Source organism: Ktedonospora formicarum (assembly GCF_016587355.1).
In the GTDB taxonomy this organism is placed as follows: domain Bacteria; phylum Chloroflexota; class Ktedonobacteria; order Ktedonobacterales; family Ktedonobacteraceae; genus Ktedonobacter; species Ktedonobacter formicarum.
In genome coordinates this window covers 3,905,022-3,924,246 of sequence record NZ_BNJF01000001.1, presented here as the reverse complement: position 1 = coordinate 3,924,246, position 19,225 = coordinate 3,905,022, and the positions used below count along the sequence as shown (strand labels likewise).

Sequence of the window (19,225 nt, the reverse complement as noted above, 5' to 3'; positions counted from 1 at the left end):
GAAGGGTTCTTGTAGGTCGTATGCCTTGGATTCAGGAGTTTGACTACTCTACCTGGTTACTAAGTATGATACAGCCAGCAATACGTGTAGCGATCATTGTGGTCGCCATATTGATAGCCATCTTTATAGGTTTGCAGTTGCGCCTCAAACTGCTAGTTCGCTTAAAGAGGACGGTGTTAGACGCCTGGATCATCCATACTCTGGGCGCGCTGATGCTTGTGCCACCGCTTGTCATCGTCTCCATTGTTATTCCTGCTATCTATGATTGGGACTTTGGCAGCCTGAAGATCTGGTATACAGAGTTCCTGGCGGTGCTACATATCAAGCCAGAAAACCTACCAGATGTGTTCTTCAGCCTTTTCTGGACAGCGCTGGTCGTAACTCTTGGTCTGGGCGCGGCGCGCACGATCCGCGATTTAATTATGCGTTCGCTTGGCGAGAACCGCATCGATATCAATATTCGCACCCTGATCGGGCGTATCTTCTATCTGATTACAATTGTGATTGTATTTTTTGTTCTGCTCTCAATCTGGAACATTCCGATTACCGCGCCGTTGACCATCCTGGGCGCGTTGACGGTCGCAATCACAGTTTCCATTCAGGATATCGTCAAGAACCTGTTTTCCGGCATCTATCTCCTGGTCGAGCGCCCTTTTTATATTGGCAACATTATCACGACCAATAGCATCGGCGTCAACTATACCGGGCGCGTGGAAGATATTCAGTTACGCGCGACCAAGCTTCGCCAGCTCTCGGGCGAAGAGGTCATGATACCTAATGCCTATCTCTTCAATAATGTGGTGGTCAATAGCTCCTACTATGGCGAACGCCGCGCTACCATCAACGTGACGATTCCACAAGAGCAATTTGTCAAAGACGAGACGCCGGGTCTCATTGTGAATAAGCTCAAGGAGGTTGATACTATCATCCCCAAACCAGAACCACAGGTCCACTTTAGTGGCTTCGCCGCGCAGAAGATTACCCTGACCGTGCGCTTCTGGATCACAATTGAACACACCGATACGATCACTGACGTCATGTTCGCGCTCTACCACGCGCTACCAGAAGCCGAGTTGACGGTCACCGAAACAGCTGGCAATATATAACCAACCATAAAACCAGTAAAGGAAAGGCCCTTTTCAGAAGGAGTAGAGAGAAAGTATCTTGTCACAGCAACAGACACAACAGCATGACGCACAGAGTGAGCATATCGGCATCATGGGTGGCACCTTCGACCCCATTCATAACGCCCACCTTGCAGTTGCGGAAGAGGTTAGAGTGGCGCTGAACCTCTCGTCAATACTCTTCATTCCAACCGGACAGCCACCACACAAGCGCAATCAGCAAACCACTCCCGCGTCCCGCCGCCTGGCGATGGTTGAGTGCGCCATCGCCACAAATCCGTACTTTACATGTTCGCGGATCGAGATTGACCGAGATGGCCCATCCTATACCGTCGATACGCTGCACCGCCTGCGTGAGCAGTATGGGTCCAAAGCTCATTTCTATTTTATAATCGGCTGGGATAGCTTACTTGATCTCCATGGCTGGTACAATCCCCAGGGAATCCTGGCGGAACTGACAGCCCTGGTTGCCGTTGGTCGTCCAGGCTATCCCTCCTCCGCAAACTCGCCCCAACGTCAGACCGCCGCTGGCAAACTGGACAATGCGGGGTATAATACAATGCTAGAGGAGCGTTTGCCAGGCATCACCCAACGCTTACGTCTGGTTCAGGCACCTCTATTGGACATCTCATCGACGGACCTGCGCCAGCGGGTCGCTCAGGGACAGCCAATACGCTATCAAACACCAGATGCCGTAGTAGACTATATTCGCGAGCATCATCTTTATATATCATAAAAAGGCCAGGAGACGATGGAGCCGATACAATTTGAGTTGGGAGACCGTTTGCGTCTACGCAAACAACATCCCTGTGGTTGTTTTGACTGGGAGGTAGTACGACTGGGCGCGGATATCGGCTTGCGCTGCGAGAAGTGCGGACGGCGTATTCTCCTTCCGCGCTCCGAAGTTGAGCGCCGCATCAAGCAAAAGTTACCACGCCTACCAAAACCCGAAGACGAGTATGATCCCTATGAATCATAGACTCTTGTAAGCATATTCGTTCTTCCACACCGCGATGGCGCGGCAATAATCGCTATCGGGGACACTCTTTGGATGCCCAAACAGCGTCTCCGATAGCCACAATGCTCAAATGATTGAGTGGTACGTTACAGCCTTTCAGAAAACGAAGCGCGGATTGATATGAAAACCAACCCTCATGCGAGGGCACGCTCAGGTTTTCGTATATATAAAAAATCTACGCTAGCCACGTGAGTGGCATTGGTTTCTGTATATAAAGGCTAGTAGAAAGCAGACAAACGCATGGTAGTAGCCCAGAGAAGAGGAGGGTTTCTCACCGTCCTCCGTAAGCCTGACTTCCTGCGCCTCTGGCTGGCGCAATTGATCTCACAGACAATCTTTAATGCCTCCAATTGCGCCATCATGCTCCTCATCGAAGCCATTACCCACTCCACGACTCAGCTTGGTCTCGCTATCATTAGCTTTAGTCTGCCAGCGGTGCTCTTTGGCGCACCTGCCGGAGTAATTGTTGATCGCATGCCCAAGCGCCGCGTGCTCTGGGGAAGCAACTGCCTACGCGGACTTATCAGTCTGTTCTTTGTTGTCTCGCTACTCTTCAACCATGATGCTCTACTCCCGATCTACGCGCTCTCTTTTATTGTCTCAACTGTCTGCCAGTTCTTCGCGCCCGCCGAGTCTGCCACTATCCCAATGCTGGTGAATGACGAGGAATTAATGCCTGCACTCTCGCTCTTTAATATCACAATCATGCTCTCGCAGGCACTCGGCTTTGTGGTGTTAACACCCATTGCCCTTCTCTTCCTACCAACCTTCCAACTCTTTGGCCTGACTGTTGATCCGTTTGTTCAGGTCTTCGCGGCGACGGTGTTACTCTATTTGCTCTGCTCTGGACTCATTCTGCTCATTCCCAATCGCAGTTTTATACCGCCAGCAATCAATCAGCAAGACGAAGATCTGACCACACACACAATTGGCATGATTGGCAATATCTGGCAGGAGATGGCACAGGGTTGGAGCTTTGTACGCACTAATAAGCCACTCTTCCTGGCGGTTGTACAGCTCTCTTTCGCGGGTGTAATTATTTTCGTGATCAGTGAAATCGCGACTCCTATGGTCAAGGACCTGCTCAACCTGCCAGCCAACATGATGCCGGTGGTCTTCGCTCCGGCAGGAATTGGTCTGGTGTTAGGTTCCATCCTGATGCCACGTATCGTCAAGCGTGTCGGACATTATCGCACTATTCACCTGGGCGCGCTGGGTCTGGCGATAGCGATTACCGTTATTCCTTTATTGACCCTGCTCACTCAGATGCTTAATCCACTGGCATGGAATGGCAATACCTGGCTGCTCTTGCTGGTTGCGCTCTTCATGTTTGCCGCCGGGATCGCTCTGGACTTTATCAATATTCCCTCGCAAACCGCCATTCAGGAGGAGACACCCGATCATCTCAAGGGACGTGTGCTCTCGCTTCAGATTGTGGTCTATAGCGCCTGCTCAATCCCAGTGCTGCTCTTCCTAGGTGCGGCCTCAGATCTCTTTGGTATTGACCGTGTGCTCTACCTGCTCGCCGCCTGTCACTTGGCTTTCGGAGCCTGGTGTATCTATTATGAGCGTAAGCACCAGATATCGTCTCTGAGTAAGACAGGGCGCCCACAAATTCTCAAACCACAGGAACAGAAGGAGCAGAAGGAACAGAAGGAAGCGGTATAGAGCAGAATTGCAACCAGGAGGCACGCTCACCGTACAATTGGAAACCGGACGTTGACGTGCCCCGGTCCAGAGTCTACAATATTTAGCAGGATCATGGTCAACAGCTATGCAACAATTGACCCATGTCCTTGATCGTCGCGCATGATTTGTTAGAGGGGGTAGTAGTAGCCGATGGATACCCAGACCCGTATTCTGGAACAGATAGCGCCATACCAACCCTGGTTAACACTGGGAGGAGTTCTGGTGCTCTTTATGCTCCTGCGCGTCACACGCAAGGCTCTACGCTATCGAGTGGATGAGATAGGTTACTGGCTTCTGGGAGCACGCGGACGGCTCATCTGGTTCTGGATCAATGCGCCCGGTGTAATGCTGCATGAACTCAGTCACGCGGCGGTCGTACTCCTCTTTACCCCTTTCGGCTTTCGCGTGACGAGTATTACCCTCTTTCGTGTCCGACCCACGGTGGTTCGCGATAATATCGGACGAGTCATGCGTAATGGGGGACGCCAATCACTTCAGCTAGGTGAGGTTCAGTATGTGCGCCCACAGGGCCGCTTTATGAGCTATGTTGGTGATGGCTTGAGCGGGATAGCACCACTCTTTGGCGGCATTATCATGTTCGCCTTCCTTTATTGGATCGCGACTGGCTATAACCTGTGGGATATCCCTCTGGACCCGCATACCGGGCTCCGCCTTCTGCGTCCAGACTGGCCCTGGTGGACCCTGATTTTCGCGCCTTACCTGATCCTGACTGTGACCTCCGAACTCTGGCCCAGTCGCCAGGACTGGACTGGCGCGCGCTGGTTCATGATTGGTCTCTCAGTATTGGTACTACTGATACTGGGGTTGCTCTGGTACACCCAACACCTGGGACAAGTTATCGCGCTAAGCGCCTTCATCGCCGCTCGCGTCGATTTCGCGCTCATCGTACTCATCGCCTTTGATATTGTCTTCTTGCTTATCGCGGAACTAACCGTACGCGGTCTACGCCGCTAGCTTGCTTACCAGTCAAACTTCTCAATAAGGAAACTACGGCTGTAGTGTAATAGAATAGGGCTCCCATGTGGGCAGGCGGCGGGCACTTGTACGCGCGCCAGAGATGCCAGCAGAGATCGCTGCTCACCCTGGCTAAGTTCACGCCCTCGCCGGAGTGCCGAGCGACACGATAGGCCAATGAGCAGGCTCTGCTCCCACTCCTCATTATCCTCTGCGGCTATCTCCACTAATTCTTGCGCATAAGATGCCAACTGCTCATAGCCCTCGCCAGCGGGGACTGAACGGACCAGAAAGCTTCTTCCACCGAAGCGCTCACACTCCAATCCCAGTCCGCGCAACATTGGCAAGCGCGCCTCCAACATCTCGGCCTGATGACGCTTCATTTCGACGATGACTGGCTCTAAGAGCATATGCCCATTCGCCTCCTCTCCTCCATCCAGACCAGCGGCATAGGTCTTGCGCAGATGTTCATAGATCACGCGCTCATGCGCGCGATGTTGATCAACCAGATAGAGGCTGCCATCGGGGGCCTCCGCCAGGATGACGGCACGCTGCAACTGGGCCAGAGGCTTCAACTGGGCAATAATCTCCGCCGAATCAACAGGAGCAGCCTCAGCCAGATACTCACGCGCTGTCTCGCTCACATGCAAGCCTCGACGGCGCGGACCAGGCAGACGGCGCTGGTTCGCCAGCATTGGCCCAGGAAAGCGCACCTCCTCCGGTAAGATGGGACTACGCTCCAAAACCGCCTGGATAGCCTCAGTCAGCAGATTGAGTACCTCCTGCTCGCGTGCCAGGCGTACCTCGATCTTGGCGGGATGCACATTCACATCGACCTCGTCCGGTGCGACTTCGATATACAGAATCAGCAGAGGGTGCTTGCCCTTGGGAAGGAGGCTGCGATAACCCTTCTCAAGTGCCTCATAGAGCGCTCGCGACTGCACCCAGCGCCCATTAACAAAGAGTGTGACATACTGCCGTCCACTTTGCGCGAGCACACGATTACCTACATAGCCATGCACACGGCAATTCTCGCCCACGCCACGCTCGACCTCATGGAGCATCTCGTTCAGGGGTAAGGCATAGATCTCAGTCAGCGCGGCTTTGAGGTCGCCAGAGCCACTGGTCTGAAGCGCGATATGCTCATCAAGAACCAGGGTAAAACGTACACCTGGATAACCCAGGGCGGTACGACGCACCAGTTGCAGGATATGTCCATTCTCGGTACGCGCTCCCCGCATAAACTTGAGCCGGGCCGGGACATTGTAGAAGAGGTCGCGCACAGTAACCGTGGTGCCGGGCAGGCGCGCCTTGAGCCCACGCTCGATGACCTCTCCACCCCGTAATGTAATCCAGCTTGCGGGCTGCTCAGCATCCTCTTCTGCTGTCTCGCTCGCCCGGCTTTGCAAAGTCATCTCGGCAATGGTAGCGATACTCGCCAGCGCCTCGCCGCGAAAACCGAGCGTACCCAGGCGCTCCAGATCCTCAACGGTAGTAAGCTTGCTGGTACTATGGCGCAGGCAGGCACGCTCTAGATCATCTTCAGGCATACCAATACCATCATCGCTCACTCGCATCAGAAGCAGACCACCGCCACGCACCTCAATCTTGATGTCGCGCGCCTGGGCATCTAGAGCATTCTCGATCAGCTCTTTAATGACCGAGGCAGGCCGCTCGATAACCTCACCAGCGGCAATACGCTCGGCGACCTCATCTGGCAAGACGATAATAGGTTTACGCTCTCCATATCGCTCCTGCTCCACTAGCTGACTCATGCTTTGCGCTCCATTTCCCGCGTATGCTTGCGCTCGGCGCTACAGCGCTGACTCAAGAAAAGCAGGTTTAAGGCATCCAGTGGTGTTATGGCGTAGGCATTAAACGTGCTGGCGTCAAGCTCTTCGCCTGCCTCCAGGCGGCTAGCAACCCGGCGTGCCTCCTCGCTCTGCCAGTAAACATCTCCCTGGTAGCTTACGGCTTCTTCCGCGATTCGAGCCTGACCATTACGCTCTGCTGTCTCCTTGCTCTCCGGTAATAGGATCAGACGACTCTCGCTCATCTGCTGCCCCTCCTCAAGCTGACGCAGAACCTCTTCCGCACGCTCGACGATGCTCATGGGCATACCAGCCAGCCGCGCCACATGCACACCATAGCTGCGACCCGCGCAGCCCTCGATTACGCGATGCAGGAAAACAATGCTGCTCCCCTCATCCTCGCCACTAATCGCCATAGTATACACACCCAGGTGTGGCATCTCGTCAGCCAGGGAGGCCAATTCATGATAATGGGTGGCGAAGAGTGTACGCGCGCCCAGACGATCATGCAGATGCTCCACCACCGCACGCGCAATTGCCAATCCATCATAGGTGCTGGTCCCTCGTCCGATCTCGTCGAGGATCAGCAGGCTATGACGCGTGGCATGGTGCAAGATGGTTCCAGTCTCCTCCATCTCAACCATAAAGGTGCTCTTCCCCGCCGCGATATCGTCCTCGGCTCCTACGCGCGTGAAGACGCGATCCACAAGTCCCAGGCGCGCATACTTCGCGGGCACAAAGCACCCAATCTGGGCCATCAACACGATCAGCGCGACCTGACGCAAATAAGTTGACTTACCCGCCATATTGGGACCAGTCAGCAACATGATACGCTTGCCATCATCGGCCTCCATCTGCGTATCGTTGGGTATAAATACATCGCCATCGAGGGTATACTCAACAACCGGATGGCGTCCATCACGGATATCAAGCCCATGTCCCTGCTCCAACTGAGGTCTGATATAGCCCTGGTGGATAGCAACTACTGCGAAGCTGAGCAAGACATCGACTCGCGCGATAACTCTAGCAGTATCGACGAGACGCACATAGTAGGTGCTGATCTGGCGCAGGAGGTCGCTATAGATGCTCTTCTCCATCTCTTCAATGCGCTCGACGGCACTAAGGATACGCGCCTCATGCTCTTTGAGATCCGGCGTGATGAAACGCTCGGCATTGACCAGCGTTTGCTTGCGCATGTAGTCATCGGGAACAAGCTTGAGGTTGGCGTTACTGACCTCAATATAGTAGCCAAAGACCTTGTTGTAGCTCACCCGGAGCGATTTGATGCCTGTGCGCGCCCGCTCACGTGCTTCCAATGTCACCATCCAGCGCCGCGAATCCCAAATGGAGGCATAGAGCGCATCCAGTTCCTCGTTATATCCTCGGCGAATGAGACGCCCATCATCGCCATCCTCATCCTCATCCCCGGCGCGCATTAAGGCCACGTCCACAAGATCGATTACCTCCTGGCAGTTGCCCGCCTCATCGGCAAGCTCACGCAAGAGGAGTGAGTCGCAACCGAGCAGCAGATCGCGCAATTCTGGCACGCGTTCCAGGTTATCACGCAAGCCCAGAACTTCATTACGGGTCGCCGTTCCCTGGCGCACACGCCCGGAGATCCGCTCCATATCGCTAAAAGCTTGCAGGCACATAGTGAAGCGACTACGCAATGCGGGACTCTCGAAAAGTTCCTCAATGCTGCTCAGGCGCGCATCCAGTTCATTAAGATCCAGCAAGGGTTGCGTCAGCGTCTTGCGTACCTGACGCGCACCCATCGGCGTGATTGTACGATCCAGCACGCTCAGAAGACTCCCTTGCACGCCACCGCTCCTGGTTCCCTGCAAGAGTTCAAGATTACGCTGCGTATGTGCATCTAGCACCATATAGTTTGTCGTGTTATAAGAACGCAAACTGGTGAGCAATGGCAACAAACCACCATTCATCTTTTCCAGATAGGCCACGATAGCGCCCGCAGCAGAAACGGCCTGGGGCACATGCGCGCAGCCATATGCCTCAAGCGATTGCACACCAAAAAGCTTACAGAGGCGCTCCTGAGCAGCCTCGAAGGTAAAAAAAGATACGGGGCAATCCGTCAAAGTAATCGTCCGGGTTGGAAAGTGAAATGCCTCGCGATTGCTGCCATCCGCGAGCAAACATTCAACGGGATTGAGGCGCTGTAACTCGGCATCCAGGGCGACTGGTAGCTCCTCGGCACGAAACCATGTTACCAGGAACTCTCCGGTGCTGACATCGACCGCAGCAAGTCCACTCTGCACGCGACCTTGCGCAATAGCGACCAGATAATTGTTCTGGCGAGCTGGAAGCAAGTTAGGCTCGGAAAGCGTGCCCGCTGTGAGGATGCGCGTAACCTCACGATCTACGACCCCTCTTCCTACGACCTCGCCCACCTGTTCGCAGACCGCAACCTTGTAGCCAGCCGTGATAAGTTTCCCAATATAGTTATTGAGGGCATGAAGAGGAATACCAGCCAGAGGAACCGCCTCGCTACCATACATACGGCTCGTCAGAACAATTTGAAGCTCACGGGCCGCGATACGTGCATCTTCATCAAAGGTCTCATAGAAGTCTCCCACCTGATAGAGGAGAAGCGCATCGGTGTGCTGGCTCTTGATGCGTAGATATTGCTTACGTGCGGGCGTCGTCATGAACCTCATTTCCCTCTACTACTGGCTACATAGATTTCAATATTGACGGATCTTACATTATACTATTCTCACGCACATGTCAAAAGCAGGTTATGCAGGCTCCCATCGCCATGTGCCTCAAAGTCCCGCCACCCCGGTCATCCCATATGAGATGATTATCCTCATTCCGAATTCTGTTCATATTTCGAACAGTGTTCGGAAATGGACCCGAATCATGCCAGATAGGGCATTTATCGCGCAGTAGAGGGAACTTACGAGGCAGTTAATACGTATTAGAGGACAGTCCTTTCATTTGTCTAAGATCTTATACGAAAACCAACCCCCATACGAGGGCACGGCGCCGCTGTCGCGGCTAGCGCGCACTCCTTGCGCGAACATCTGAGCGCTTGGCGCTAGCTGCCGCGAAGGCAGCGTTGATGTTCGTTGTAACAAGCGCGCTCAGGTTTCCGGATAAGGAGTAAGCCAGACTAGCCGCGCTGAGGTCATATTGACGAATGTCTTTTACTGCAAGGGATTAATGGTAAAGGAGATCATACATGGACATCATCGATATCCAGGCACCAATTACCGAGGTCACGGTCTATAATGACCGCGCCCTTGTAACGCGTAGAGGCAATACACGCCTGACCCCCGGCGAACATGAATTGCGCATCAATGATCTGCCACAATTTATACGCGAGACACTGCGCGCCTCCGGTCAAGGACCAGAAGGGATGCGTATTCTCAATGTCGATGTCACAACTGCCTTCCATAGCTATACGACCCGCGATGATCTGCTAACACTTGAAGTCGAGATCGAGCAACTTGAGCAACAGTCGCAATTACTCAAGTCACGCCAGGGCGCGCTTCAGGATCGCCGCAAATGGTTGCGCTCTCTGGGTGACCAGGCGACTAACTTTTCAAGTGGGCTTGCGCGTGGACAAATAAAGTCCCAGGATATCGCGGATTTCTTTCGCTTTGCCTCGCAGCAATCCGGACAAGATGCCGAGGAGGCACTCGATCTAGAGGCACAACTCAAGCGCCTCCAGAAGGATATCGACGCGCGCCGCCGCGAATACACCCAGAAGCAGAAGACAAATGTCCCTGACCGCCTCGCGGCTGTGGTCGCTCTTGAGGTAGCGCAAGAAGGCGAGATCACCCTTGAAATCTCCTATATCGTCACGGGTGCCTCATGGCAACCCCAGTACGACGTCCGGGTCGAACTGGATGAGGACGGGAATAAGGGCGAGGTTGAGCTAACCTATGTTGGTGTGGTCACCCAACGTACCGATGAGGACTGGAACGATGTCCAGATCGCGCTTTCGACCGCGCGCCCCAGCCTGGCTTCCGTTCTGCCCGAATTAAAGCCCTGGTATATCGAAACCTTCACACCCATGCCTCCTCCAATGCCCGCCTCCGCTCCGCGAGTTCAGTCAGCCAAGCGCCTTGCCATGCCCATGAGAGCGAGTATGGCAGCGGAAGAGTATGAAGATGAGGAGATGGATACGACCTACGCAGTGGGGGCAGCGTCAGCCGCCGTTTCCGCGCCAGCCGAGATCGCCACGGCGCGGGTTGAGAGTAGTGGCACAGCCTATATCTTCCGCGTGGCACGCCGGGTTGATATCCCCTCCAATGGCTCGCCACACAAGACCACCATCGCGCACGACCGCCTCCCCTGCACCTTTGATTACGTCAGTGCTCCCGTACTTGAGACCAATGTACACCTGCGCGCGACTATTACCAACACAACTGAGCGCGTACTCCTCGCTGGAATAACTCATATTTTCCTGGCGGGTGAATATGTGGGAACGTCGAGCATTAAGCAAACAGCGACCTCTGAGCGCTTCAAGCTCTTCCTTGGCGTCGATGATAGCCTGAAGGTCGAACGCAAGCTTACAGAGCGAAGCGTGGATAAGGGCGTACTGCTACAAAGCGACCTGCGCCGCCTGACCTATGGCTACCGCATTACTGTCCATAACTACGCCGCCTATCCGAGGCAAGTAGTCCTGCGCGACCATCTGCCAGTCTCGCAGCATGAGCGCGTCAAGATCAAGACGCTCCACCTGCAACCAGCGCCAACCGAACAGACCAAACTCGCCCTCTCCACGTGGAGCTTTACCCTTCCACCCGACGGCGAATACAAGGTCGAATATCGCTTCCTGGTTGAGCATCCGCGCAACATCACGATCATCGGTCTCCCACCTATCGACGAGCCAGTATAGGCAGCCACAAAGCAAAGAGGGGAGCACAGGCAACATGTCTGTACTCCCCTCCTTAAGACTATTAGCTTTTATATTCCCTTTGGGGAAACGGCACGAATAAAATCTGCCAGCACATCGTAAGCGGTCGCATCAGGACCAGCGGTCTCCTCTTCGGGAAGGTGTAGCGTCACTGTCAAGCCGCCCGGAACGATATCCATCTCCATGTGCGCCAGCATAGAGGGTGGGCTAACCGCCGCCAGGGGATCGCTCGCTTCGAGCTTCTCTGTGCATACCGTCGCGACAACACCATGCTCAGTGCGCTCAATAGTCGCGACCTGCTTGTATGGTGTCCCCTCTGCCCTGGCGCGCCGTAGCTCTTCAGTCTGAAGCTCACGCAGCCCTTCGCGCTTCACATCATCTATCTTTAAGGGAACCTCCATCAAGACATTCGCGATAGCGCAGAGCTTTACGGTCGAGTCCCAGCCATCTACATCCAGCGTCGGGTCCGTCTCGGTGATTCCTAACTCCTGAGCTCGCGACACGGCCTCATTGAAGCTCTTTCCCTGCTCCATCTCATGGATGATCACGTTTGATGTAGCGTTGAGCAGACCCCGGAAGCGCATCAGCTTGGTCGCAGGGAGCGTGTGCTGATAAAGAGAGAAGATAGGAGCGCCTGCCATCACCGTCGCTTCAAAGAGGAAGCGCTTGCCTTTGCTCTGTGCGAGCGCCTCTAACTCCCGATAGGCATGCACAACAGGGCCTTTGTTGGCAGTCACCACATGCGCGCCATGTTCGAGGGCCGTGCGCATATAATCAATGGCGGGCTGTCCCGTCTGAGGGTTCGTTGAAGTCAACTCGAAGAGCACATCTGCCTGGGCCTCTTGCAACCATCCACGCACATCTTGAGTCTCATAGGCTCTAGCTTCGGGGTATTCTCCTCTTGCAATTGCTTCCAGGTCCAACCCACGTGGATCAACAATCCAGCCAAGTCGCCGAGTGGCAATACCAGTTACACGCCATTCGATTCCATACTCCTCGCGCAACTCCTCACGTTTTGTCAGCAGGTGCCGCGCTAGAGCGCGCCCAACATTCCCAAACCCCAAAATACAGAGGTTATAGGTCTTTACCTCTGTCAATCCATGTGCACGTTTGTACGTTTCCATATTCACGGTGTACCTCCTCGTACCTGCATAAGCTGGTCGCTTGCATCCACGCAGCCCCACATCAACATGTACTATGCATTGTGTTCAAAGTCCCCTCATTGGTATAGACCACTAATGCATCAATATAATGACAATTTTAAAGGAATTTGGTCCGCAAACTCAATATTGGCCCCTGGGTAGTACTCTTGGCGCATTCTTATTTGCCTGTGGGCGCTCCACTAAAATAGTAATTTCTCAGCGCTAAAGCGCTTCGCAGGGATCAAGAGGTGCAGCAGGCAAGCCCAATGGCACCTCTTGATCCCTGCATACATTCGCACAGAACTATTTATTTCCTCTCTATAAGATGTGCTTTCACGTTACCTTGCTCAACCTTCTTCGAGAGCCGATGAAAGCAATGAGAGGTAAAATAATATGAAGCAATTTCGATTAAAGTTGGAAATAGGCCTATCATTTCGACGGTCAATGCCTGGTTGCTATAGTCAGTAAAGGAGATAGAGAAAATGCCTGTTATCTTAGAAAGCCTTTCGCATCCTTCTTTGGGGAAAGCGACGGAGAGTATGTACCAAACAGCCACTAGCTATCTTGGCAATATCTTCGCGGCCACGTTTTATCATGAATTAGAGGCAGCATGGTTTGTGACGGAGCGGCTACAATTCAATAAGGTCGTTTATACTCCATTTACGCCTGATACCCCCAAAGATAGAATCGACGCCACACTCACACAGATAGCGGCGACCTCTGACGGCGCTATGAGCTGGGACGTTGGTCCATCCATACGCAGTGCCAGCTTAGAAGATAGCTTACATACAAATGGCTGGTTCAGGGTTGGAGAAGTACGCTCAATGGTGCTGGACCTACAGCACTTAGCGGCCCACATGGAACATCCAGCCGGGTTGACCATCCGAGTCGCGGACAATGAGAAAACGTTCAAACACCATATTGACGCAATGATTGCTGGTTTCGAATTTCCCGAGCCATTCGCGCATCACCTGTCTAACATCAATTATGGGGATAAATTCCTGAATGATCCTGTTGTACGTTACTATATAGGCTACGTCGACGAGAAACCAGTTACCATCTCAGTACTGTTGCTGCATGCAGGGATCGCGGGCATTTACAATGTAGCAACGATCCCTCAGATGCGGCGGCAAGGCTTCGGCGCTGCCATGACACTTACAGCTCTCCAAGAAGCTCGTGATCTGGGCTATCATATCGCGGTATTACAGGCATCGGAAATGGGCGCCCCCTGTATCGTCAGATAGGCTTCCAGGACCACTTTCTGTTCGATTCCTATCATTTCCAGCAAGAAACTGAGAGATAGGCACTTCATGCCGCGAGTGGCGAGAATCTATGAAGTTAGCCGTGTGATAAGATAGGGAGACACAGCAGCTATTTAGCAGAAACAGGAAATTACAGCCATGCCTTATGTCTTCGATGTAGAGCGCGCCAGGCAAGAGACACCAGGTAGCGCGAACGTCATGCACTTCAATAACGCTGGCGCGTCTCTTATGCCGGAGCCAGTACTCACTGCCACTCTCGACCATCTGCGCCTTGAGGCTTCAATTGGTGGCTATGAAGCCGCGGCTCAGGCTCAGGACAGCCTGGAACATGCTTATGACGCCATTGCCTCCCTTATCCATTGCTCCCGTGATGAGGTAGCATGCATTGAGAACGCCACTCGCGCCTGGGATATGGCCTTCTACAGTCTGAACTTTCAGCCTGGCGACCGCATTTTGACCTCAATCTCAGAATATGCCAGTAACTATATCGCGTACCTCCAGGTAGCGCGTAAGACCGGGGCAGTCGTTGAAGCCATTCCCAATGACTTCTATGGGCAGGTTGACGTCGAGGCCCTAAGCGGTATGCTCGACGAGCGCGTGAAATTAATCTCGGTCACGCATGTACCTACAAATGGTGGACTCGTTAACCCGGTCCAGGCCATTGGCAAGCTCGCGCGCCAGCACAACATTCTCTTCCTCGTCGACGCCTGCCAGTCGGTGGGCCAGATGCCTATTGATGTAGAACAGATTGGCTGCGATATGCTCTCCGCGACCGGGCGCAAGTATCTGCGTGGGCCTCGCGGCACGGGCTTCCTCTATGTGCGCCGCGCACTCCTTGAGCAACTGGAACCACCTATGCTCGACTTACATGCCGCGACCTGGACCTCACGCGATAGCTATGAGATGCGCCCGGACGCGCGCCGCTTTGAGAACTGGGAATGCAACTTCGCGGGCAAGATCGGTCTGGGAGTCGCCATTGATTACGCGCTTGACTGGGGCCTCGACAATATCTGGCGACGTCTCAAAGCACTGGCCTATCAACTACGTACACAACTCAGCCCCATTCCAGGCGTGATTGTACATGATCGTGGCTCTATCCAGTGCGGCATCGTAACCTTTACTGTCGAAGGGTTAACACCAGAAGAGATCAAGCGCCAACTCGCCAGTGAGCAGATCAACGTCTCCATTTCAGAGCTCAGTAGTACCCTGCTGGATATGGAGAGTCGCCATCTGAGCACAATGGTACGCGCCTCAGTTCACTACTACAATACCGAAGAAGAGATTGAGCGCTTCTGCGCGCGCATCGATGCCCTCGCCTCAACAGCCTTCTAATACGCCAGCAAAAAGGAGAGAGAGCAGGGTACATGCCCCTGCCCTCTCCTTTTATGCGATAGACTACAGCAACGTTTCAACAGTGTTGTAGAAGTTCACTAGATTAGGTGTCCCCAGGCCCGTCGCATAATCCCAACCCACCGTCGCTGGATAATAGAGATTATCGCCCTCAACCACATCAAAGTACGATGGTCCACTACTACTCTGCTTTGCCTGCCCCACGGTATAGAAGAGATCATTCCCATACGTGTAGAGGTGATATTTCGCGATCAAGGCCTGGTTCATAAGCGCCAGGCCCGCTGCCCAAATGGGGGTTGACGCGCTAGTGCCCGCGAAGATATACCATTCACTCTTGTAGAAAACCGCCAGGTTAAAGGCCACAGCAGAGATGTCTGGTACCTGCCGATGCCCATTTGAGTACTTGTTCTGCATACCAGTAGAGGTAGGATACTTGGGCTGATCGAAGGTATCACTCAAGCCGCCACCACTTCCCCATTGATTCTCACATTGCGACTTGTCCGAGCCATCTTGCCACACCGTCTCGCCACTACGACTCCCCTGCGCATCGACATTTAAGAATGTACCACCTACGGCTGTGGCATAGGGATCGGAAGCAGGATAGCTCACACCGAGTTGATTCCACTGGCGCGCTGCGAAGGCCCCACAGTCCATACTGGCTGCAAAGACAGTCATATGCTCAGCGTCCGTCAGAATTTGAAGATTCGCGCTCATGGCATTGTAAGACTCTTCGGTGACATCAATCTCAGGGCTACCCCAGCTAATGCTCACCACACTTGGCGCATGCTTACCCGCGTTGTCCTCGACAATTTTTGCCAGGATATTATTAAACGTCGCCCAGGAGGATGTGCCATCATATGGGTCCACGCCCTGATAGACATTGATAGTGGCATCAGGAGCCAGACCTGCCACCATATCAATGTCCAGGGTCGATTCACCAATGCCCTTGCCAGATGGAGGAGTCTGGTCAACGTCGATGACATTCAGCTTGCCCTTATAGCCAACACAATCGAAGTAGGTTTGCGCGTCGTTCTGGTCGAAGCTTTCCAACTCTACCAGATTCACAACCATCCCTTTGCCTGAGAAGCCCTTCTGCCAGAAGCTATCATAACCATAGGCATGCGCGACCTGTTTATTGTTTAAAACCTGGGGATTGATATCACAGTTGCCAGCGTTCTGTTGCTTACTGGTCGTTGTGCTGGTCTTCGTCGATTGCAGGACATTCGAGTGACCTTTAGGTGGTTTACTATAGTTATCGAGACCATTGATAGCAACGATACGATCCTTCATGAAATTGGGAATCTTGGGGCGGTCTTAGGAGCAAAGAAGACCCGACCGTCCTTGAGCTTATGCTGCACAAAGGTCGTTTGTAGCAGCGTCTCAAGCAGACTTGCCTTGGCATCCATACTCATGTTCGTATGCAGAGTATCAAGCTTGAGATTGACGCCGTCGACTCCCAGATAGCTCTTGATTTTGGCATACTGCTCATCAGTGATGCCGATCTTGTTGGCCTCCTGCGACAAATCGGTGTTCTGATCTGCCTGTTGCTTCAGGTTTTTGAGCTTCTTCAACTCATCCTGGTTAGCCTTAAAGGTTACCAGAACATGAAGCTTGGTGTCGCCTGGAAGTGGACCGATCTCGGGCGAGTTCAACGCCTCGGCTGGAATCTTAAGGTCATAGTCCACATATTTTACATCTGGAGTCGTGGGAGTAGGCTTGACTGCCGTATCGCCACCGCTGCTACAGCCTATTAACATGACCAGTAGTATACTCAACATGCTGACTAGAGGATATCGGCTTTTTTTCACTTTTCTCTCACCTTCTTCGCAACAAGTGCATGGCTTGATGCAGTCACAGTCGGCATTCACTTCACAATAATATGCACGATTTTTATCAATATGCACTTGCCTACTCGCTTGCATATGCGAATATAACACATCTACAAGTGGATAAGAAATGAGATATCTCACAAACTTGGGGCGCATCTCTCAGCAAGTCTATTTTTCGCCATTAAAGAATCCATTACCTCTACATACGCGAAGTGCTTGAACGCTGAGAAGTGTTATTAGCAAATATATTCTTGATGAGCTAAAAAAACATATTGCCAACAGGAGTATGCTAGTAAATAAGTAGAGAGACCCGTCCTGCCTCACAAGGACTTTCCGCCATTGAAGAGGTACAATCATCATGCAAGGCATCGTCTCATTACTGGATGCGACGTATTATCGGGTCATTGAGGAACTCTGGGCTGAGCTCAGGGATGAGTTCGGCCTGCGAGGCGTCTACATTACGCCCTACCCTCACTTCTCCTACCATATCGCCCAGGATTACCATGTTCCCGCACTAAGGACCTTCTTATGCGACTTTGCGACTCAGCAGACCAGTTTTCACATTCGCACATCAGGGCTGGCCCTCTTTACGGGTGAGCAACCTGTGCTCTATATCCCTATTGTGCGTAACCACCGGCTGAACGCGTTTCATCGTGCACTCTGGTCTGAGCTACGATATTACAAGCTGAGTAGCGGGCATTCCGAGCTCTATCATCCCGATCAGTGGATGCCACACATTACACTCGGTTTCGCCGACATTAACAAATGCAATCTGGCGCGGGTCATGCCCTATCTTTGCACACGCGATTTTACCTGGGATCTACATGTCGATAATCTGGCACTTATCTATGATAATGGTGATGGTCAGGCCCTCGCACACCAGTCATGCTTAAAAGGATGCGTGGACGTTTAGAACGTTTCCACACACCCTTTTAAGCATATACTAGCTTATACGTGAGTGCATCATAAAATGCATAAAAGGGACGTTGAAATCTAACTCTGTCAGTGCGACGCCACGCATAGTCTGTTCAATCAAGAAGCGTTGCACAGCCTCAATGTCGCCACCACTCTCTTTATAGACCGCGATCTGACGATCTGCTCCCGTTCCACGTGGATCGTCCAGCAGGGCGCGTAGATAGTCCATCTCGTTACGGCTTCCCAAATCATCAACGACCTCATCTACAAAGTCGAGAACCTCATGAAGCGCATCACGCATCTTGAGCTTACGGTGCCGGGCGAAGTCCAATGCCTCCGCGTCCAGACCATAACGCATAGCTCGCCACTTGTTCTCTTCTATGTAATCGCGTGGGCTAGCTGGTGGTCCATCGCCACGCTCGTTGAGTCGCACAAGCTTAGCCACTAACGCCTGACAAAGCGCAGCGATGGCAAGCGTGTCCTCAAGCGTCGCTGGCATATCACAGATGCGAAACTCTAGCGTATCAAAGTAGGGATGGGGCCGAATATCCCACCAGATCTTCTTACCATCATCAATACACTTCATATCCACCAGATCACGCACGAAGCGATCAAAATGAGCACGTGAAGAAATGACATCTGGCATACCACCGCGTGGAAAACGCTTCCAGACGACGGTACGGTACGACTTAAGACCTGTATACCGCCCCTGCCAGAAGGGCGAATTGGTCGAGAGCGCCAGGATATGTGGGAGCCAGGTACGAACCTGATTCATAACACGAATCGCCATCTCTTTGTCTAAAATGCCGACGTGGACATGCAAGCCAAAGATCAGGATGGCACGCCCCACATCCTGGTACTCTTCTTCAAGTTCCTGATAGCGCTCCTTCTCGGTTCGACGCTCATCACGCCAGGCCGCACTGGGATGCGTTCCCGCACTCACTAGCGCGAGCCCATCACCCTTTGTCAGGCGATCTAGCAGGGCGCGGGCGGTATAGAGCTCTTTACGCGCCGCACGAATGTCTGGAAGCACACCGGAAATAAACTCTATCGTAGATTGTAGCATCTCAGGCTTTATTTGCTCCTGAAAATAGGGCGCGCCCTTTTCCAGCACGAACGGAGCACTCGAACTCAGCGAGCCATTCTCCTGCCGTACAAGCTGATATTCTTCTTCTATGCCAAGCGAGAAGTTCCTCGCGGTCGTCTGCTGCTCTGGCACACTCAT

The 19,225-nt window shown here is 53.0% G+C and carries 15 protein-coding genes; 9 read left to right on the top strand and 6 right to left on the bottom strand.

Annotation, left to right across the window (positions count from 1 at the left end; translation table 11 throughout):
* Positions 1-20 precede the first annotated feature (20 nt).
* The 5 genes from K3T82_RS16955 to K3T82_RS16935 all read left to right on the top strand — a co-directional run bounded on the left by K3T82_RS16955 (position 21) and on the right by K3T82_RS16935 (position 4,806).
* Positions 21-1,106 (top strand): mechanosensitive ion channel family protein, encoded by a 1,086-nt coding sequence (locus K3T82_RS16955; RefSeq protein ID WP_220194622.1) that lies wholly within the window; start codon positions 21-23, stop codon positions 1,104-1,106.
* Positions 1,107-1,164: 58 nt separating this feature from the next.
* Positions 1,165-1,860, top strand: a complete 696-nt coding sequence (nadD, locus tag K3T82_RS16950) for a nicotinate-nucleotide adenylyltransferase (protein WP_220194621.1) — start codon at positions 1,165-1,167, stop codon at positions 1,858-1,860.
* A 15-nt stretch (positions 1,861-1,875) separates the two neighbouring features.
* On the top strand, positions 1,876-2,103 hold the full coding sequence (locus K3T82_RS16945; RefSeq protein WP_220194620.1) for a DUF951 domain-containing protein: 228 nt from the start codon (positions 1,876-1,878) through the stop codon (positions 2,101-2,103).
* A gap of 279 nt (positions 2,104-2,382) precedes the next feature.
* A complete protein-coding gene (locus K3T82_RS16940; RefSeq protein WP_220194619.1) occupies positions 2,383-3,810 on the top strand; it encodes an MFS transporter in 1,428 nt (475 codons plus the stop codon).
* A 171-nt stretch (positions 3,811-3,981) separates the two neighbouring features.
* Positions 3,982-4,806, top strand: a complete 825-nt coding sequence (locus K3T82_RS16935) for a hypothetical protein (RefSeq protein WP_220194618.1) — start codon at positions 3,982-3,984, stop codon at positions 4,804-4,806.
* 5 nt (positions 4,807-4,811) lie between these two features.
* Here the strand turns inward: K3T82_RS16935 and mutL are convergent, their stop codons facing one another.
* Both mutL and mutS read right to left on the bottom strand, forming a co-directional pair.
* On the bottom strand, positions 4,812-6,581 hold the full coding sequence (gene mutL, locus K3T82_RS16930; protein WP_220194617.1) for a DNA mismatch repair endonuclease MutL: 1,770 nt from the start codon (positions 6,579-6,581) through the stop codon (positions 4,812-4,814).
* A complete protein-coding gene (gene mutS / locus K3T82_RS16925) occupies positions 6,578-9,283 on the bottom strand; it encodes a DNA mismatch repair protein MutS (RefSeq protein WP_220194616.1) in 2,706 nt (901 codons plus the stop codon). Before mutS ends, mutL begins: the two co-directional genes overlap by 4 nt.
* Before the next feature lie 536 nt (positions 9,284-9,819).
* On the opposite strand from mutS, the gene K3T82_RS16920 reads away from it, so the two are divergent.
* Positions 9,820-11,484: a mucoidy inhibitor MuiA family protein gene (locus tag K3T82_RS16920; protein WP_220194615.1), complete on the top strand. Its 1,665-nt coding sequence runs from the start codon at positions 9,820-9,822 to the stop codon at positions 11,482-11,484.
* Between the two features lie 68 nt (positions 11,485-11,552).
* Here K3T82_RS16920 and K3T82_RS16915 read toward each other — a convergent pair whose 3' ends face one another.
* Entirely contained in the window at positions 11,553-12,626 is a 1,074-nt protein-coding gene (locus K3T82_RS16915; RefSeq protein WP_220194614.1) for a hypothetical protein, read from the bottom strand.
* Between the two features lie 500 nt (positions 12,627-13,126).
* Between K3T82_RS16915 and K3T82_RS16910 the strand changes: the two genes are divergently transcribed.
* Positions 13,127-13,888, top strand: coding sequence for a GNAT family N-acetyltransferase (locus K3T82_RS16910; protein ID WP_220194613.1), 762 nt, complete (start codon positions 13,127-13,129; stop codon positions 13,886-13,888).
* A 156-nt stretch (positions 13,889-14,044) separates the two neighbouring features.
* Positions 14,045-15,238 (top strand): aminotransferase class V-fold PLP-dependent enzyme, encoded by a 1,194-nt coding sequence (locus K3T82_RS16905; protein WP_220194612.1) that lies wholly within the window; start codon positions 14,045-14,047, stop codon positions 15,236-15,238.
* A gap of 63 nt (positions 15,239-15,301) precedes the next feature.
* Here the strand turns inward: K3T82_RS16905 and K3T82_RS16900 are convergent, their stop codons facing one another.
* Entirely contained in the window at positions 15,302-16,546 is a 1,245-nt protein-coding gene (locus K3T82_RS16900; protein ID WP_220194611.1) for a S53 family peptidase, read from the bottom strand.
* Positions 16,543-17,064, bottom strand: coding sequence for a hypothetical protein (locus K3T82_RS16895; RefSeq protein ID WP_220194610.1), 522 nt, complete (start codon positions 17,062-17,064; stop codon positions 16,543-16,545). The genes K3T82_RS16900 and K3T82_RS16895 overlap by 4 nt, the downstream gene beginning before the upstream one ends.
* A gap of 379 nt (positions 17,065-17,443) precedes the next feature.
* Here K3T82_RS16895 and K3T82_RS16890 point away from each other — a divergent pair, with 379 nt between their 5' ends.
* A complete protein-coding gene (locus K3T82_RS16890) occupies positions 17,444-17,998 on the top strand; it encodes a 2'-5' RNA ligase family protein (RefSeq protein ID WP_220194609.1) in 555 nt (184 codons plus the stop codon).
* 30 nt (positions 17,999-18,028) lie between these two features.
* Here the strand turns inward: K3T82_RS16890 and K3T82_RS16885 are convergent, their stop codons facing one another.
* Positions 18,029-19,225 (bottom strand): carboxylate-amine ligase, encoded by a 1,197-nt coding sequence (locus K3T82_RS16885; RefSeq protein WP_220194608.1) that lies wholly within the window; start codon positions 19,223-19,225, stop codon positions 18,029-18,031.

Bases quoted from the DNA above. Each gene is read 5' to 3' on its own strand.
- K3T82_RS16900 (WP_220194611.1), bottom strand. From the start codon at position 16,546: ATGAAGGATCGTATCGTTGCTATCAATGGTCTCGATAACTATAGTAAA.
- K3T82_RS16955 (WP_220194622.1), top strand. From the start codon at position 21: ATGCCTTGGATTCAGGAGTTTGACTACTCTACCTGGTTACTAAGTATG.
- K3T82_RS16905 (WP_220194612.1), top strand. From the start codon at position 14,045: ATGCCTTATGTCTTCGATGTAGAGCGCGCCAGGCAAGAGACACCAGGT.
- K3T82_RS16915 (WP_220194614.1), bottom strand. From the start codon at position 12,626: ATGGAAACGTACAAACGTGCACATGGATTGACAGAGGTAAAGACCTAT.
- K3T82_RS16890 (WP_220194609.1), top strand. From the start codon at position 17,444: ATGCAAGGCATCGTCTCATTACTGGATGCGACGTATTATCGGGTCATT.
- mutS (WP_220194616.1), bottom strand. From the start codon at position 9,283: ATGACGACGCCCGCACGTAAGCAATATCTACGCATCAAGAGCCAGCAC.
- K3T82_RS16910 (WP_220194613.1), top strand. From the start codon at position 13,127: ATGCCTGTTATCTTAGAAAGCCTTTCGCATCCTTCTTTGGGGAAAGCG.
- mutL (WP_220194617.1), bottom strand. From the start codon at position 6,581: ATGAGTCAGCTAGTGGAGCAGGAGCGATATGGAGAGCGTAAACCTATT.
- K3T82_RS16940 (WP_220194619.1), top strand. From the start codon at position 2,383: ATGGTAGTAGCCCAGAGAAGAGGAGGGTTTCTCACCGTCCTCCGTAAG.
- K3T82_RS16885 (WP_220194608.1), bottom strand. From the start codon at position 19,225: ATGAGTGTGCCAGAGCAGCAGACGACCGCGAGGAACTTCTCGCTTGGC.
- K3T82_RS16920 (WP_220194615.1), top strand. From the start codon at position 9,820: ATGGACATCATCGATATCCAGGCACCAATTACCGAGGTCACGGTCTAT.
- K3T82_RS16945 (WP_220194620.1), top strand. From the start codon at position 1,876: ATGGAGCCGATACAATTTGAGTTGGGAGACCGTTTGCGTCTACGCAAA.
- K3T82_RS16935 (WP_220194618.1), top strand. From the start codon at position 3,982: ATGGATACCCAGACCCGTATTCTGGAACAGATAGCGCCATACCAACCC.